This is a genomic window from Calditerricola yamamurae (assembly GCF_054654135.1).
Genome location: NZ_BAAIFH010000006.1, coordinates 911,687 through 928,469 on the forward strand (window position 1 = coordinate 911,687; position 16,783 = coordinate 928,469).

Below are 16,783 nucleotides of genomic sequence, written 5' to 3' on the forward strand. Positions count from 1 at the left end.
GCAGCGCGCGCGTAAGTCCACAATTGTGGTACAATAGGAGCCAGCATTTACCCGTGCAGAAAGGGGATCCACCGTGAACGCCATCAGCCGCCTGGAACGCCTGCCGATCGGCCGTGTGCATTACCGCTACCTGTACCTCTTGGGGCTCGGATGGGCTCTCGACGCCATGGACGTGGGCCTGATCAGCTTCACCCTGCCGGCGATCAAGGCGGCCTTCAACCTCTCGTCGGCACAGATGGGGCTGTTGGGCAGCGCCGGCCTGGTGGGGATGTTCCTCGGAGCCGCCGTGGGCGGACGGCTGGCCGACCGGTACGGCCGGCGCGCCGTTGTCGCCTACAGCTTGCTCGTCGCCGGCGTCGGCAGCCTGCTCACCGCCCTGGCGCCGTCCTACGGGGCCCTGCTGTTCTCCCGCTTCCTCACGGGAATCGGTCTGGGAGCGGAGCTGCCCGTGGCGGCCAGCCTGATGGGCGAGCTCGTGCCCAGCACCTCCCGCGGGCGCTTTGTCGTGTGGCTGGAGGCCTTCTGGGCCGTCGGCTGGTTCCTGGCGGCGCTGGTCGGCTTCCTCCTCGTGCCCGAAGCGGGCTGGCGGTGGGCCTTCGTCATCGGAGCGATCCCGGCACTGTATGCGGCCTGGCTGCGCCTGGGCGCGCCGGAGTCGCCGCGCTGGCTGGCGGCGCGCGGGCGCGCCCGGGAGGCCGAGGCGCTGGTGGCCCGCATGGAAGCGGCCCTGCGCGGCGAGGGAAAAGAGCTCCCGGAACCGCAACCCGCGCCGGAGCCGACGCCGCGCCCCTACGGGGACCTGTTCCGTCCGCCGCTGGTGCGCCGCACCCTGTTCATCGCCCTGGCGTGGCTGACCCTCAACGCCGGCTACTACGGCGCCTTCATCTGGCTGCCGTCGCTCCTCGTCGAGCAGGGCTACTCCCTGGTGCGATCCTTGGCATTCGTGCTGATCATGACCGCGGCGCAGCTCCCCGGCTACCTGACCGCCGCGTGGCTTGTCGAGCGATGGGGCCGTCGACCGGTACTGGTCAGCTTCCTTCTCCTGTCCGCCCTGGCGGCCCTGCTCTTTTCCCGCTCCGACACAGTGGCGGAGCTGCTCGTCTTTGGCGCGGCCCTGTCCTTCTTCAACCTCGGGGCATGGGGCGCCATCTACGCCTACACGCCGGAACTGTTCCCCACCGCGCTGCGGACGAGCGGCGCCGGCTTGGCCGGCGCGGCGGGCCGCCTCGGCGGCATGGCCGCGCCGTACCTCACCGGAGCCCTGCTCCCGGCGCTGGGGGCGGGCGGCGTGCTGCTGGCCCACGGCGTGCTCCTCGCCGCGGCGGGCGCCTTCGCCTTCCTTGTCGGCGCGGAGACGCGGGGCCGCGCCCTGGAGTGACCATGACGCCAGTCGTGGAAATCGACGACGCGATCGGATCACACCTTTCACCAAAAAGGAGGGCAACCATGCGCAGGATTCTCTCGGGCATCCAACCGAGCGGACGGCTCACCATCGGCAACTACCTCGGGGCCATCAAGCAGTTTGTCGCTTTGCAACACGAGGCCGAGTGCTTCTTCATGATCGCCGACTACCACGCCATCACCGTGCCGCAGGAACCGGAGGCACTGCGGCAACAGACGCTCCAGGTGGCGGCCATGTACTACGCTGCCGGGATCGACCCGCAAAAGGCGACGGTCTTCGTGCAGTCCCACGTCCCCGCCCACACGGAGCTCGGCTGGGTGATGCAGTGTCTGGCCCACTTCGGCGAGCTGGGCCGGATGACGCAGTTCAAGGACAAGTCGGCCGGCAAGGAGTCCGTCTCGGCGGGGCTGTTCACCTATCCGACATTGCAGGCGGCGGACATCCTCCTCTACCAGGCCACACACGTGCCCGTCGGCGAAGACCAGAAGCAGCACCTGGAACTGACGCGCGACCTGGCCGAACGGTTCAACAAGCGCTTCGGCGAAACCTTTGTCCTGCCCGAGCCGCTCATCCAGAAGGTCGGCGGGCGGATCATGTCCCTCGACGACCCGACGAAGAAGATGAGCAAGTCGAACCCCAATCCCAACAGCTACATCTCCCTCTTGGACGAGCCCGACGTCATCCGCAAGAAGATCAAGCGCGCCGTCACCGACTCGGAGATGGAAGTGCGCTACGACCCGGAAACGAAAGCGGCCATCAGCAACCTGATGACCATCTACTCCCTGTGCTCCGGCCTGTCGCTGGAAGAAATCGAAGCACGCTACCGCGGCAAGGGCTATGGCGTGTTCAAGGCCGATCTGGCCGAGGTGGTGGTGGAAACCCTCACGCCGATCCAGGAGCGGTACCGCGAACTGATCGAATCGGCGGCGTTGCGCGAACATCTGGCCGAAGGCGCCGAGCGTGCGGCCCAGGTGGCGGACCGCACGCTCGAGGCGGTGCGCGAAAAGATCGGCCTCTTGCCGCGCGGGCGTTACAAGTCGTAAACATACCGCTGTCCTTCACCCAGGACAGCGGTCGCAGGTTACAGACAAACTCCCTCGGTCCCAACGGAGCCGAGGGAGTTTTTTGTCGCACGCCCAACCGCCTACCCTCGACGGGTGGGTTGGGCTACCCGCTATGTTCGGAAGATGCTTCATGATTTGCTGGTAAGAGCGACGGCACGGACCGGCTCCCGCACCAGCGGAATGGCGGTGAAGGGAATGCCTAATTCGCGGAGAACGGCGCGCTCGCGGTCCCGACAGGTAAACAGCAGCACCTGGTGGGTCTTGGCCAGTTCCCCCATGTAAGCCAGGGCGCGACGGAGGCGCTCGTTGTCGTAGTGGGCAAAGCTGTCATCGAGGAGCGCCGGAAGGGGGGTGCGGTAGGAAAATCGTTTAAGCAGAGCCACGCGCAGCGCGAAGTACAGCTGGTCCGATGTTCCGCGGCTGAGCGCATCCTGTGATCGGGCGCTTTGCGTCTCCTGCTCGATGGCCATGACGGCCATACGCTCGTTGGGGTTGACGCGCACGTCGTACCGTCCGGCTGTGATGTGCGCCATGACCTCGGAGGCCAGGCAGTTGAGCACCGGCGCGACGTCGCGATGCACGGTTTTGGCCACCTCACGCAGCAGCGCCAGCCCGCGTTCGAGGGCCTCCCGCCTGTCGTCGAGGCGGCGGGCTTCCGCGCGCAGGGCCTCGAGGCGCGAGCGCAGGTCGGCCGGCCCGGGACCATCGCCTTCCAGCGCCGCCATCTCGCCTTGCAGGCGGCTGGCATCCGCGCGGAGCCGATCGCGGTCCGCCGCGTGGCGGGACAGCTCCTCCTTGAGGGCCTCCTCCTCGCGGCGCAACGCCACGAGGCGGGCGGAAATCCGGGCCACCCTCTCCTCCGCTCCCCGCGACGCCGAATCCTGCGCGTGCGGATCTTCCTCCGCTTCCTCACCTACGTCCTGGCCGGAAGCCGGTTCGCCTTCGGCAGCTGCTGCGCCGGAAAGCGACGCCAGCGCCTCTTCCACCTCCGCGAGGGCCGCCTGCCGTGCCCGCCCGTCCCCTTCCCGGGCGAGCGCCTCCAACCGTTCCGCGACGCTGGACCGGGCGGCCGTGAGCGCCGTCCACCGCCGGTGGGCCGCAGCCCGTTCGGCCAGTGCCTCCACCGTCTCCACGCCATTCCGTGCCAGAATATCGGCCAGCGCCGCGCGATCCGCCTCCAGCTCCGCCCGCACTTCGGCCAAGCGCTGCTCAAGGGCGGCGCGTTCGCGCTCGAGGGCGGCGCGCTTCGCCTCAGCTTCCGCATAGGCATTCCGTTCGATCCGGAGGCGCTCCGCTTGCCCGACGGGATCGCGAGCCTCCGGGACCACTCCCCATGCCGCAAGAAGCGCGGCAAGCGTCTCCCACGCCCTCCCTTTCTGCCGCTGGAGCTCCTCGCGCAACAGGCGCTGGCGTTCCCGCTCGTCAGCCTCGCGCAGCGTATCATAGTAAAGAGCGTAGAAGTCCTCCGCGTCGGCGCAATTCCACTGGGCCAAGAGCTGCTCCACGGCCCGCTCTTTTCCGCGGACCAATCGGGCAGTCTCCTCGGCCTCGCGGGTCGCTTCTGTGATCTGCCGCTCCAGTTCCGCATCGTCCCGCGCGAGCTCGTCCTCCGTCGGCAACGCGGCCAAGGCCTGCCGGTCCGCCTCCCACTCACGGGTAAGCAGTTCCAGCACGGCGCGGGTCTCCTCCCCATTGGCCGCCGCCCGGAACCGTAACCCCGTCGCCAGACCGGCCAACCCCAGTGCGGCAAGGAGGACGCCCCACAGCGGCCGCCACAGGGCCAGCGCCCCGCCCAGCGCCAGGAAGGCCGCACCGAGGGCAAAGCCCACGCGCCGGATCCCCTTGCCACCGGAGCGCGCCTGCCGCTGTCGCAGCTCGCGCAGGCGCGCTTCCTTGTCCGCCACCCGCCGGGCCAAGTCCGCACGCTGCTGCTGCTGGTCGCGCAGCGCGGCCCTCCTGGCCTCGAACGCCGCGCGCCGGCGCTGCGCTTCCGCCAGCCGCTCCTTCAGTGCGCGCAGCTCCGCTTGGTGCGCTTCCAGGGCCCGCAACGCGCCGCGCAAGGCGGCTCGTTCGCCCTGGTCCACCGCACCGGGGGCGTGCCCTTTTTCCTCACCCACCTGCGCAAGGCGCGCGGTTGCCTCCTGCCACCGCTCCACGGCCCGCTCGTACGCCTGCCAGTCGGCAGCGGACACCGCGAGCCAGTCAACGGTGAAAGGCGTGTCCTTCTCCAGTTCCTTGAGCGCCTCGGTCACCGCCGCCAGTCGCGCTTCCCATTCGGCAACGGCCTGCTCCGCACGCGCTACCCGGTCGGCCAGTTCCCGCGCCCGCTCCGCGTCGCCGGGCCGGTAGGCGGCAGCGTGGCTCACCTCGGCCAAGGCCTTGTCCAATTGCGCCAGCTGCTCCACCGCCTCATTCCACTCGGCCAGGGCCGCCACCGCCCGCTGATGCCGCTCAAGGAGGACCTGCCGCTCCTGCTCGCGTGCGCGCAGGGCATCCAGACGACGCATTTCGGCGCGCACGCGGGCGAGGCGTTCTTCACACGCGGCTACCACGCGTTCCACCTCGGCCAGCTGCGTGCGGACCCTGCGGTGTTCCTGTTCGAGCGCGCGCAAACGCGCCGCGCGTTGCTGGGCCCGCTCCCACTCCGCCGTCACCTCGCGCATCTCGCGCAGGACCACGGCGTACGGCGTCTGGCCGCGGTCGGTTTTCCCGATGGCGCGAATCTCCCGTTCCAGTGCCTCCACCAGCGGCGCGACCGATGTCTCGTCCCCGAAGGCGCTAAGGCCGCGCAGGTGATCCAGGAGATGATCGGCGTGCTCCACTGGAAGCGGGTGCAAAACGGCCACCTGCTCAAACAAGGTGCGGTTAAGGCCGATCTGCCCCTCCACAAAATTGCGTTCCCGCCGCCTGTCCTGAGGGTACTGGCGGGTGATGTCGGCCATCTCGGGAAGGAGGAACAGCCGGCTCTCGTCCTTCTGCCGGTCCAGGTTGCGCTCGAGGCGGTAGACCTGGCCCAGTACCTCGTACTCCACCACCGTTCCGTAGGCCTTCGCCGTCCAGGGCTTGTACCGCTCATACTGGGGCAGGAACTTGCGCTGCGACACGTAATCCCGCTTCAGACCGTACAGGGCAGCAAGAAGCGCCTCGAGCAGCGTCGTCTTGCCCGCTTCGTTCGGGGCCTCAATCAGGTTGAAACCCGGGGAAAAGGTGAAGGTGGCGTTCTCCCATTTGCCGAATCCCCGGATAAACAATTGGCGCACGATCATCCTCGCTCCACCAGCCTTCCGTAGGCGTGGAGGTCCAGCACAGCGTGGAGTGCGTCGGTCCACAGCCGTTTTTCCCGCTCGTCCGGTGCCTCGTCGATGCGGCGCAACGCTTCGCGCACGAAGCCGCCGATCACGGTGGGCTCCTGGGCGAACTGCTGCACGTCATAGGCCGGACGCACGTCGCTCACCACATCGACGGCAAAGAAGGCGTCGGCCAGCCGTTCACGGAGCCACCCCACCTCCACGGCCAGGGCGGGATCAACCTGGCCAACGAGGCGCAACCGGAGCAGACTCTCGCGGTTTTCCTCCCGGATCTGGCGCATCACGCGTTCCAGCACGGCCTCGGGGGTTTCACATCCGGAGACGTCCACGTCCCGCACCACATACGCGCGGCGCGAGACGGGAAGCGTCTCCAGCTTCACCCCACGCTCGGTCAGCTCGCCGTAGAGCACGGTGCGCACCCCTTGTTCCTTCCACCCCAGCCCCTCGGGGCTGCCGGGGTAGGCGGCCAGCACGCGGCTCGGTTCGGCGGGATGAGGGATCTTTTGCCCCTTGTGGATGTGGCCCAGTGCCACGTAATCCACGCCCGTCGCCGCCAACTCCTCCACCGTCACCGGCAGATAGGGATCGTGCTCACCGGCATGCTCCGACTGCACCAGCGACGCGTGAACGACCATGATGTGGTGCCTTGCTTCGGGAACCGGGTTCTCAAAGGCCCGAACCACCGACTCGGTCACGGCGTAGCGGTCAAACCCGTACCCGTGCACGGCGCAATCCAGCTCGGGAAGGTACACCGTTTCCCAATCCCCGCCAAATACGTGTACGTTTTCCGGCCACTCAACGGTCCGGTAATAGGAATCGGGAAGGGCGGGGTCATGATTGCCAGGGGCGATGAAGACGCGGATGGGCGCCACCCGGGTGCACAACTCGCGCAAAAAGGAAATGGTGCTTTTTTGCACCAGATCATGCTCAAACCAATCGCCGGCAATGAGGATCAGGTGTGCCCCTTTTTCCTGCGCCAGCTGAAAGATGCGGGCCACCGTTTCCCGGTACTCTGCGCGGCGCTGGGCAAGTTTCGCCGGCGACAAGGAAAGGTGTGAAAGCGGTACGTCAAGATGAACATCGGCGGTATGGACAAAGCGAACGCCCACCGCTTCCCCTCCTCTCGTAAACCCGGTATGGCGACGGCCCGCATGCCGGCAACTGTCTTCCGCGACGGAGTCTAAATTCGCGAACCGAAGGCATTTTCCTGCCGGGTCGACAAAAGTTGCCGCAAACCGCCATTCCGCGTTCCCCCCCCTTCCCCTGCCCATCTGTTGTGGTACAATAATAGCCGTTTCCTTTCGTGTGCCGAAGGATTAGACCGCCGAGCGGAAAGGGGAATTCGGCATGCGCCGTTCGGTTTTCCTGGCCCTCAGCTTTGTGGTGACGGCATGGGGGCTGAATGTGGTCATGGTGAAGTACCTGGTGGGGATCTTCCCACCGCTTGCGCTTTCCGCTACGCGCATCGCCCTGGCGGCGCTCTTGCTGGTGCCGCTGGTGTGGTGGCGGGAGGGGCTCCCGCGGCTCTCCCGCCGCACATGGGGGATGATTGCCGCCGCGGGCACGTCGTCGATCTTTCTGCACCAGATCTTTCTTTCCGTCGGCCTGGTCCACAGCTCCGCCGCCCACGGCGCGCTCATTCTGGGTCTCAACCCCTTGGCCACGTCCCTCTTGGCCGCGTGGCTCCTCGGCGAACGGCTTACGCGGCAACGCCTTGCCGGCATCGCCATCGGCTTTCTCGGGGTGGCTCTCCTCGTCACCGATGGCGACCTGCGCCGCATCGGGGATATCCAGTGGGGCGACGCGCTGATGTTCGGTGCCATGCTCACCTACGTGATCGGCACGCTGCTGGTGCGCGTCGCCACCCGGGAGGCGTCGGTCCTTGTCGTCAGCGCTTACTCTCACCTGCTCGCCGCCGTGCAACTGGGCGTGACGGCTCTCATCGTCGACGAACACCCGCTTCCACCCGCGATCGGGTGGTGGCCAATTGTGGTGCTGTTCGCCTCCGCTTGGGTGTCTACCGCCCTGGGGGCTCTCCTCTGGAACTGGGCCGTCCGGCACATCGGGGCGGCGTCAACGGCCATGTGGCTGAACGGGCTCCCCGCCACCAGCCTGGTCTTTTCCGCTCTCCTGCTCGACGAGGCGTTGCACTGGTTGCACGGCATCGCCTTGGCCTGCATTGTCGCCGGCGTCTCCCTGGGTGTCCGCGGCAACAACGGGCAACATCCTGTGGCGACTCCCCACCGCGGCGTCACGAAAGACACACCTGCTCGCTATCGCACGCCTTGACAGACAACCGGTAAGCTTTGACAATGGAAGAGAACGCATGCCAGGGGGGATGGGAAGATGGAGTACGTCAAATTGGGAACCTCAGAGCTGACCGTTTCACGCATTGGTCTCGGTACGTGGGCCATGGGCGGATGGATGTGGGGCGGCACAGATGAGGCGCAGGCCATCGCCGCCATCCATCGGGCCTTGGATCTCGGCATCAACCTGATCGATACGGCACCGGTATATGGGTTCGGCCTCTCGGAGGAAATCGTGGGCAAGGCCCTGGCTGCTCGCGGCCGGCGCGACGACGTGGTCATCGCCACAAAGGTGGGGTTGGAGTGGGACAACCAGCAGCGGGTGTGGCGCAATGCCACACGGCAGCGGATCCGTCAGGAAATCGAGGACAGCCTTCGCCGCCTGCGCACCGATTACATCGACCTGTACCAAGTCCACTGGCCCGACCCCGACACGCCGATCGAGGAAACGGCAGAAGAACTGCACCGTCTGTACAAGGAAGGGAAAATCCGGGCCATCGGCGTGAGCAACTACACGCCGGACCAGATGGATGTCTGGCGCCAGGTGGCCCCACTCCATTCCAACCAGCTGCAGCTGAACCTCTTCGAGGCCCATCTGCTCGACACCGCTTTCGCCTACTGCGCCGACCACGATATCGCCACGTTGACGTGGGGGACACTGGCCCACGGGCTGTTGACGGGCAAGATCACGGCCGACACCACCTTCCCGGAAGACGACCTGCGCAGCCGACATCCCCTCTTCAAGGGAGAACGGTTCCGCCAGTACCTGGCCGCGGTGGAGCGGCTCAAGGCCTTGGCCGCGGAATTCGGAAAGACCGTTACCCAGCTTGCCGTGCGCTGGGTTCTGGCGCAGCGCGGCGTCACCGTCGCCCTGTGGGGCGCACGCCGGCCACAGCAGCTGGACGAGGTGGAGGGCGCCATGGGCTGGAACCTTTCGGCCGAGGATCTGGAGCAGATTCAGCGCATCCTCCGCGAAACGGTGACCGATCCGGTCAAGCCGCGCGAAAAACAAGGACCGCCGGCGCGGTCGGAACTGGAACCCCACACGAAATAACTTGGGGGAACGGAACGGCCCATAAAGCAGAAGGCCTCCCCGGGTTCGGGGAGGCTTTCTGTATCGCCGCCGTCTCCCCCTGACCTGTTCCCTCGTTTCCATCCCCAGGGCTCCCCCGGGGAAGTTCGTGACGTCCTTAGATCCGAATGGCCCTGCATCCGTCCAACAAGACCAGGTACCGCTCGCGAACCGGCCGCCGCCAGATACGCGAGGCCGCATGTGCATACCACACCAGCTGGGCGCGATGGCGCGCCATGATTGCCTCGTCCGGGAGCGCGTCGGTGCGGTCGGTCTTGTAGTCGAGCAGCACCAGACCGCCGTCCTCCTCGAAGAGGCAGTCGATGACGCCTTGCACGAGGACGAGGTCCCCGGCGTCCACATCCTCGGCCGGCGATGCGTCGCCTTTTTCCTCAGCGCCATAACACGCGCGTGCGGGCACGGCTATCGTAAAGGATACCTCCCGCCACACGCGCCGGGCCGCGCGCAGGCGCTGTCCCAAGGGGCTGGCGAAAAACGCGGCCAGCTCCGCCACATCCACCGCTTCCGCCTGCTCGGGGGTCAGGTGCTCGCTGCGGACCAGCGCCTCCAGTTGGGCGCAAATGGCCTCCTCATCCAGCAGGCCATCCAGGTCAAGCCGTTGCAGCACGGCGTGAACGGCACGACCGCGCTCGGCAGGGGACAGGGCGGCGGGAGCGGCAAAGGCCGGCCGCTGGGCAAAGGCCTGCGCCACCCGGGCAAACGGCCGCCTGCCGGGCAATTCCGCCCGTTCCGCGCCAACCGCTCCCTCACCAGCCGGCTCCCACTCCGCGGCAACATCCCCTTCCGTTTCCCCTTTCCGCTTGAGGGCCGACACGGACAACTTCGCCCACTGTCCCTCCGCCTCGGCATGGGGATACCGCCATTCCAAGGCCGCCACCACCGCGTCGCGCTGGGGTGAGGAAACGGGTACCGGGCGCCCCTCGGCCGCCGCCCTCACCCATTCGGCATCCGCTTGGGCGGAAGCCGACGGCTCGTTGCGCAGCGCAGATGCCGGAACAAGGCGCACCGCCCACCGCGACGCGTCGCTCCACACGGCAGGTGGAACGGACGGCTCCACCTGGGCCGCCCGGCGCAGGGGCGCGCCGTCGCGGTGACGAAGGACGGCCGGCGCGATCCAGTCCAGGAAGCTGCGCGCCGCCACGCGCTCGGCGGCGGGCAGGAGCCAGCCAGACGATTCGGCGGCCCGCGCCCACTTGTCCGCCGCCTTGGCCAGGTTGCCCACGGTCCCGACGAGAACCAGCTTCTCCCGCGCCCGCGTGCAGGCAACGTAGAGCAGGCGCAGCTCCTCGGCCAGGCGTTCCCGCTTCAGCCGCTGGCGAATCACCAGCTGGGGCAGTGTTGCTCGCCGCACACCCGCCTCAAGGTCGACATACGCCGCCCCCAAGCCCAGATGGGGGTGCAGCACCACTGCCTCCCGCTCGTCCTGCTCGTTAAACCGCTTGCCCAGTCCGGCTACAATCACGACGGGAAACTCCAGGCCTTTGCTCTTGTGGATGGTGAGGATGCGGACGACGTCTTCCTGTTCCCCCAGGGGCCGTGCCGCCCCGAAGTCTTCCCCCTGCGCGCGGAGGGCCTCCACCACGCGCAGGAAGCGGTACAGGCCGTGATGGCCGGCCCTGGCGAACTGGCGCGCGTGCGCCAGCAGGGCCTGCAAGTTGGCTTGGCGCTGCGATCCCCCGGGCATTGCACCCACAGCCTCAAAATAGCCGGTTTCCCGGTACAGGGCGTCGAGCAGGGCATCGAGGGGTTTGCGAACGGCCAGCGTCCGCCAGCGGTCCAGATCGGCCAGCAGGGCGCGCAGGCGAGCAGAAAGGTCCGGGCGCGCCGGATCCGCCAGCGCGGCACAGACCTTGACCGCCTCATAGAAAGAGCCGTCGGGCTTCTGCAGGCGAATGTGGGCCAAATCGTCGGCCGTAAGCCCCACAATCGGCGAACGCAGCACGGCCGCCAGGGGGATGTCCTGGTACGGGTTGTCGAGAACGGCAAGAAGGGACAGCACCACCTGCACTTCCGTGGCGTCGAGATACCCGGTGGACAGCTCGGCGCAGGCCGGAATGCCCTGAAGGCGAAACTCCTCGACCAAGAGCGGGGCCCAGGTGCGGCTTTCGCGCAGCAACACCACAATGTCGCGATAGGCAACGGGCCGCAGGGATCCCTGTTCCTTGTCAAAGACCTGAAGCGGAGGAGCGCCCGATTGGCCCATCAGCGCACGGATGGTGCGGGCAATGGCCCGCGCCTCCAGGCGGGCCGATTCCAGATCGGCGACGTCTGCCTCGCCATCCGTCGCGCTCCCGTCTCCGACACCGTTTTCGCCGCCCGATCCGTTTTCCGCCGCGCCGCCGACACCGTCCATCCCCCTCTCCCCTTCCGCCCGGTCGATCACCACCAGCTCGCAGGTGAAGTCGCTCCCGTCTGCCGGCGGGTAGGACGCGCCGCACACCAGCTCGGCCCGAGCGTCGTAGGCGACCTCGGCCACCTCGTCGTCCATCAGCTGGCGGAAGAGGAAATTCGTCGCGTCCACCACCTCCTGCCGGCTGCGGAAATTGCGGGCCAGGTCGATGCGCACCCCGCGCTCCGCCTCCCGCTCGCAGTCCGCAGCGCAGGTTCCCACGACCCATCGGGCATCCGCCTCGACGTCGCCATCCCGGCGCGCGGGCGCGCCGGGGAAAACCGTCCCTTCACCGTCCTCGCACGCCGGCGCCGACCCTCCGGCGCTCACCGGGCGATAGGCGCGCGATTTGGCCACGAAGAGGGTCGGGTCGGCCTGGCGGAAGCGGTAGATGCTCTGCTTGCCGTCGCCGACCAGAAACCGGCTTCCGTCGCGCGCCACCAGGCGCAGGATGGCCTCCTGGACGCGGCTGGTGTCCTGGTACTCGTCGACGAGCACCTCGACAAAGCGCCGGCGCAAGGCCTGGGCTGCGGCCGACGGCACCAGGCGATGCGGCGCTTCCGCGGGCTCGCACAACACCTTCAGGGCGCCGTGCTCCAGGTCGGCAAAATCGACGAGGCCCCGCTCGCGCTTGGCCCGGCTGTAACGGTCGGAAAAGGCGCGGACCAGCTCCACCAGCGCGCGCACCACCGGCGCCATGTTGCGCAGGTCGTCCACATCCGCCCCGGGCGGGTGCGCGCGGAAGACCTCCCGCAGCGCATCGATGCGCTTCTTCACCCGATCGCGAATCGCCTTGACGCGCGCCTTCCGTGCCTCGTCCACCTCGCCCCGAACGGACTTGAGGCGGGCAAAGGTCACGTCCTCCAGGGCGGCAGTCAGGCCCTCCCACGAGCCGGCGCTGGCGACAAGCCGGTCGAGCAGGGCCAGATCGGCCTGCAACGCCTCGGCGTACGCCGCCGGACCGCCTGGCTCTCGGGTCAGGGTCAGGGCGTACCGGAGGGCGTCACGGAGACCAACCAGTTCCGCCCGCGCGTGGCGCGCCCACTCGCGCCGCCAGATGGCCACCCGTTCGCCGTCAGCCTCCTCGTACGCCCGCACGGCCTCCTCCAGCCACACCTCGGGCCACGGATGGCTGCGCGCAAAGGCATGCACGCGCTTCACCAGCGCCTTGAGCGACGCGTCACCGTGCGCGCTCCCCATCCAGTCGGCCAGACGGGAAAACGGGTCGCCGTCCACCCTCCGATACGCTTCCTCCAGTACCGCCTCCAGCGTTTCGTCCTCCAGGAGGAGGGCCTCCATCGGGTCGGCCACGCGAAAAACCGGGGGAAGACCCAGTGCGTCCGCGTGGCGCTCGACCACGTCCAGGCAAAAGGCGTGGATCGTCGTGATGGCCGCCCGGGGCAACAGGGCCAACTGACGGCGCAAGTGGCGCGACGTCGGGTTGGCGGCAAGGAGCGCCTCCAGGCGCGACGCGATACGGTCGCGCATCTCCGCCGCCGCGGCGTTGGAAAAGGTGACCACGAGCAGGCGGTCCACGTCAACGGGGTCCGCCTCGTCGGCCAGCCGGCGCACCACCCGCTCGGTGAGCACCGCCGTCTTCCCCGAACCGGCCGCGGCCGTCACCAGCACATTTTCGCCGCGGAGGCAAATGGCCTGCCACTGTTCATCGGTCCACGTGCTGCCCTCCGGCTTGGGGGGCACGGTGTGCATCCCCTTCCCTCCCCTCTTTGCTCATGAGCTGCCAGGCCGTTTCTCCGCCCACGTCGGGCAACAGGCGCACGCGCGGGGCGTCAATCAGCGCGTCAAACTGGCACACCGGCCGGTACGGGCAGCGGGCACACGCCCGCTGTCCCTTGAGCTGGTACGGGGCGATGGCCACCGTGCCGCCGGCCATTTCCTCCGCAAGGCGGGTCACCTTAGCCCGCACAAACCGGCGCAGCACGGCCCATTGGTCCGCGGTGAGAACGGTGTCGGTGCCGCGGCCGCTAATGGTGCCGTCCTTTTTGCGGTAACCCGGGACCACATCGGAGTACCCGCCGGCCCACTGCCCGTCCAGCAGGTCCGCTGCTTCCGCGTCGGCGGTCACAAACCCGCGCAGCCGGAACGCCCGCAAGCGCAGGCGGTCTCGTTCGGTCTCGTCCTGTGCCACCGCGTCGTCGACGAGGGGACGATGGGGATGGAAGAGGAACATCCCGGCAGGCACGGCTTCCCGCCCTTCCCCTTCGGCAGCGGCCAGTGCCACTTCGAGATACAGTGGGAGCTGCAGGGCCAGGCCGTGAACAACCTGGGCCAGGGTCATCGACGCCGCGCCCGTTTTGTAGTCGATGACCTGCACGTACCGCTTGCCCCCAACGTCGGCAACATCGACGCGATCGATGCGCCCAACCAGCTCGACCGCGGTCCCATCCGCCAGCATCACGCGCAAGCCCGGTAGCGACCGGCCCGCGCCAAAGGCCGCCTCCAAGGCCACCGGCCGAAACGCGCTCCGGCGCCCCTGTTCGGCCAAGGCCGACAGGCTGTCCGCCACCACGCGCGTCAGCACCCGCAATTGGTGGCCCAGGCGGTGCGTGCGAACGCGCGCGGCCACGCCCACCTCCCGGGCGGCCAGGGCCACCGCCTCTGCGGCCAGGCTCCGGCAGGTTCCGGTATCTGCCGCCGCCCATCCCCCACGACCCCACAGCCGTTCCACGGCAATGCGCAAGGCGGCGTGCAGCAGGGTCCCCACGTCGGCGGCCTCCAACCGGGCCAGACGCCGCGGCTCCAGGCGAAGGGCATACGCCGCAAAATGGCGGAAGGGGCAGGCGGCGAAGGCCTCGAGACGGCTGGCGCTCACCGACAGAACCGGTCCGTAGAGGGCGCGACGCGTCTCTTCCGCCAGGGGCCCCTCTTCGTTGCGGTGCACCGCCGCCCGGGCTACCGCGCGCACGCGGCCTTCCCACGTGGGATGGGCCACCAGCCAGTTGTAGGCATCCCACCACACGGCATCGACGGGCTGCCCGTCTTGCGCCCGGCGCAGTTGAACAGCCAGGCCGCGCAGCACCACCGACGGACGCCACAGGAAGTCCCCGGCCTCCCCGCCCGGTGTGCCGGCCGTCGGGGACGCGTCCGGCACGGCCGCTTCGGCCAGGCGGGGAAAAAGGGTCCGGATCCGCTTGACCACCGCTGCCGGCTGGAGCGCGTTCCCTGCCTCGTCGGCCAACGCGAAGCTGAGGTACAGGCGGTGGGACGCTGACGCCAGCGCCTCGTACACCGCAAGCTGGGCCTCCACAAGGCGCCGGTAGACGGTCGGGGCCAACACCACGCCGCGCGCGCGCAGCCGCTCGTACTCCTCATCCGCCAGCAGGCCGCGGACATGCCCATGGGGCTCCAGCATCCCCTCGTTGAGGCCGAGAAAAAGGACGCACCTGACGTTGGAGACGCGGGAACGGTCAAATCGGCCGCACAGCACCTGGTCGCGCGACGGCGGGATGCGGCGGACCGTTGCGCTTTCCAGACACGCCACGAAGAGACGGACAACCGGCAGCGCGCCGAGGCGAAGGCTGCCCATCAGGGCGACAAGCTGGTCGAGCAGGCGCACCGCCGCCTCCCAGGCATCGGCGTGCTCCAGAGCCTCGTCCAGGTCGCCGCGCGCCTCGGCCTCCGCCGCCCACCGGGCCAGGTGATCCGGAACGCCGGAGGCCTCGAGAAACCGTAAGATGGCTGCGGCCACATCGCGCACCGTGGTGGCCGCCGAAAGGGCTTCCTCCCAGACCCGCAGGGGGGCGGTGAGCCGGCGGCGCAGGTCGTCGAGTTCGGGGTCGGCACCCAGCTCCGGCCACGACTCGGCCACCGTCCACGCGCGCCCCTCAATGCCGTGGGCTAGGCAGACATTCTCCAGGCGTGCCACCTGCTCACGAAGGGTCGAGATGTTCCCCGCCTCACGCGGGGGAAACAACAGGTCCGTTTTCAGACAGCGGAAGACGGCCTCGTGGGCCCACTCCTGGGCCACGACATCCGCCGCCGCCCGCAGCAGCTCCACGAGGGGATGATGGCGCAACGCCTTTTGCCCGTCCAAAAAGACGGGGATCCCATAGTCGGCGAACACGCGCGCCAGGTGCGGGAAATAGGCCTCCTCGTCACTCACCAGCACCGCCACGTCCCGCCAGCGGTACCCTTCCTCGCGCACCAGGCGCAGGATTTCCCGCGCCGCCTTCTCCACCTCGGCCTGGCGGTTTGCCGCCGCCCAGAGCCGAATGTTGCGCGGAACGTCGGAGTAGGGTGACGCCGGCCAGCCCTCAAAGGCTTGCGCCAGGTGGGCCAGGTCGTCGCGCCGGGCAAAGCGGGGCAACCGCCGGCCCTGGGGCAGTGCAACCACCTCGACCGGAACGCCGCGCCGCTCCGCCAGCGCGCACAGCGCGTGCGCCGTTTCCCGCACAGGGGCAAACACATCCAGCTCATCCGCCTCCGCCTCGTCGTCCAGACCGCGCGGATCCAGGCACAGCGCCACCGTCACGCCGCGGCTATGGGAAATGAGCCCTTCCAGGACGGCCCATTCGTGGGGGGCAAAGGCGGCAAAGCCGTCCACCCACACTTCGGCTTCGCGCACCACGGCGGCTTCCCCGAGGCGCCGGGCACACCGCCACAAAGCATCTTCCGGCAGCTCATACGCTGCGGCAAGCAACCGCTCCACTTCCCCAAACAGACGTGCCAGTGCGTCCAGCTTGCCGGCCAGGCGCGCCTCCGCTTCATCACCGCCCTCCCGCATCGCCCGCGCCTCCTGCGCCAGTCGCTCCGGCGCGATACCCGATCGGCGGCATTCGCGGTACAAGGAAGCCAGCCGCGTGATCAACGCGGGGTGATCTGCCAGACGCCCCAGGGATCCGAGGGCGTCGCGGGACGTTTCCATCGCCCGGCGCACGGCCAGGGCCAGCCCCGCGCCATCCAGCCGCCGGCGCGCCGATCCGCCCACCTCCTGCAGGACGACCTGCGCCAGGCGGGAAAAGCTCACCACGCGGACACGGGCGAAGCCGCCAAGTCCCGGAAGCGACGCCAGAGCCCGCTCGGCCTGAAAGGTCATCGCCTCCGGGATCACGTAAAACAGCGGCGGTCCACCCGGATCCGCTTCCAGCCGTGCACGGATCTCGTCCAGACACCATTGGGTTTTGCCACTTCCCGCACGTCCAAGCAATAATCGCAGCGGCACCGGCGAACCTCCGTTCCCGTTTTTCCCCCATTATACCAT

General features: G+C 68.5%; 8 protein-coding genes. 4 read left to right on the top strand and 4 right to left on the bottom strand.

The window, feature by feature from the left end:
* Nucleotides 1–73: 73 nt before the first annotated feature.
* Both ACYQ0Z_RS10840 and trpS read left to right on the top strand, forming a co-directional pair.
* Nucleotides 74–1,378, top strand: coding sequence for an MFS transporter (locus tag ACYQ0Z_RS10840; protein ID WP_459867935.1), 1,305 nt, complete (start codon nt 74–76; stop codon nt 1,376–1,378).
* 68 nt (nt 1,379–1,446) lie between these two features.
* The gene (gene trpS / locus ACYQ0Z_RS10845) at nt 1,447–2,445 is read left to right on the top strand and encodes a tryptophan--tRNA ligase (protein WP_459867938.1); all 999 of its coding nucleotides are present in this window, start codon (nt 1,447–1,449) and stop codon (nt 2,443–2,445) included.
* 149 nt (nt 2,446–2,594) lie between these two features.
* Here trpS and ACYQ0Z_RS10850 read toward each other — a convergent pair whose 3' ends face one another.
* Together ACYQ0Z_RS10850 and ACYQ0Z_RS10855 are read right to left on the bottom strand one after the other, a co-directional pair.
* Nucleotides 2,595–5,732, bottom strand: coding sequence for an ATP-binding protein (locus tag ACYQ0Z_RS10850; protein WP_459867941.1), 3,138 nt, complete (start codon nt 5,730–5,732; stop codon nt 2,595–2,597).
* Nucleotides 5,729–6,883 carry a metallophosphoesterase family protein gene (locus tag ACYQ0Z_RS10855; RefSeq protein ID WP_459867944.1) on the bottom strand — a complete coding sequence of 385 codons (1,155 nt, stop codon included), beginning with the start codon at nt 6,881–6,883 and terminating at the stop codon, nt 5,729–5,731. The genes ACYQ0Z_RS10850 and ACYQ0Z_RS10855 overlap by 4 nt, the downstream gene beginning before the upstream one ends.
* 238 nt (nt 6,884–7,121) lie before the next feature.
* Here ACYQ0Z_RS10855 and ACYQ0Z_RS10860 point away from each other — a divergent pair, with 238 nt between their 5' ends.
* Together ACYQ0Z_RS10860 and ACYQ0Z_RS10865 are read left to right on the top strand one after the other, a co-directional pair.
* Nucleotides 7,122–8,063, top strand: a complete 942-nt coding sequence (locus tag ACYQ0Z_RS10860; RefSeq protein WP_459867947.1) for a DMT family transporter — start codon at nt 7,122–7,124, stop codon at nt 8,061–8,063.
* A gap of 57 nt (nt 8,064–8,120) precedes the next feature.
* Nucleotides 8,121–9,134: an aldo/keto reductase gene (locus tag ACYQ0Z_RS10865; protein ID WP_459867950.1), complete on the top strand. Its 1,014-nt coding sequence runs from the start codon at nt 8,121–8,123 to the stop codon at nt 9,132–9,134.
* A gap of 136 nt (nt 9,135–9,270) precedes the next feature.
* Here the strand turns inward: ACYQ0Z_RS10865 and ACYQ0Z_RS10870 are convergent, their stop codons facing one another.
* Both ACYQ0Z_RS10870 and ACYQ0Z_RS10875 read right to left on the bottom strand, forming a co-directional pair.
* Nucleotides 9,271–13,272, bottom strand: coding sequence for a UvrD-helicase domain-containing protein (locus tag ACYQ0Z_RS10870; RefSeq protein WP_459867953.1), 4,002 nt, complete (start codon nt 13,270–13,272; stop codon nt 9,271–9,273).
* Nucleotides 13,226–16,744: a PD-(D/E)XK nuclease family protein gene (locus ACYQ0Z_RS10875; RefSeq protein WP_459867956.1), complete on the bottom strand. Its 3,519-nt coding sequence runs from the start codon at nt 16,742–16,744 to the stop codon at nt 13,226–13,228. The genes ACYQ0Z_RS10870 and ACYQ0Z_RS10875 overlap by 47 nt, the downstream gene beginning before the upstream one ends.
* Nucleotides 16,745–16,783: the final 39 nt, after the last annotated feature.